Source organism: Helicobacter monodelphidis (genome assembly GCF_003288845.1).
In the GTDB taxonomy this organism is placed as follows: domain Bacteria; phylum Campylobacterota; class Campylobacteria; order Campylobacterales; family Helicobacteraceae; genus NHYN01.
In genome coordinates this window covers 1-790 of sequence record NZ_NHYN01000075.1, presented here as the reverse complement: position 1 = coordinate 790, position 790 = coordinate 1, and the positions used below count along the sequence as shown (strand labels likewise).

Below are 790 nucleotides of genomic sequence, written 5' to 3'. Positions count from 1 at the left end.
CACAAAAAAAATGATATAGGATGGATTTTTAATTCAAAGTCTGATTTTAGCTCTTATTCCAAAGGTGATGTCTTTTTAGAGTTTGCAAAGTATGCACCAATACATAGAGTCTTTGAGGGTGAAACAACTCTAACAGGAAATGCATTTGGATATAATAAAAACATTGATGAATCAATCTCTAAAGAATTCAAAAAATTTATGGATAACATTAGTATAACTAACAATAGCTTATGGGTTCTTACAGAAGGTCATTGGAATGGGCAAGACGAAGATATTTGGATTCTTCAGTATAATTTTAGCAGTCTACAGAGAGCATCACCTTATCTTCAAGATAAGTCTTTAATAAAAGAAGCGAGTGATTTATTTGATGAATATATGGAAAAGCTTAGCAGTCCTGATTTGAGTTTCTCTGAATTTAAAAAAAGGTATGTTGAATTTAGAAAGAAATATGATGAGTTTACAGCAAGAATGAATCCAGCAATAAAAGAAGCTTGGAAAAAAATGGGTGAATTTGAGGATAGAAAACCCTTTGAACCTATTCAAGGAGAAAGTGATAATACAGAAACCTATCAAGATGAATTTAGAAAAACATTCTTTGAACGTTTCTTAAAAGTAGAACAAGAAAAGGGTAATGACATTACAGAAATCTTGGAACAACTTTCTAAAATAGGGTATAAGTTTTCTGGGTAATTCTTTTCATAAGGAGTCAACATGAGCATTAATGCAGTTAAAAACTTTCAAAACAACTCTTTGTTTAATCATCAAGGTATAAATAAACAAAGTCAATCTA

Annotated in this window: 1 pseudogene; it reads left to right on the top strand. The window is 30.1% G+C overall.

The window, feature by feature from the left end:
- A pseudogene (locus CCZ01_RS10595) lies at positions 1-690 on the top strand (hypothetical protein); the annotation flags it as partial.
- Positions 691-790 lie beyond the last annotated feature (100 nt).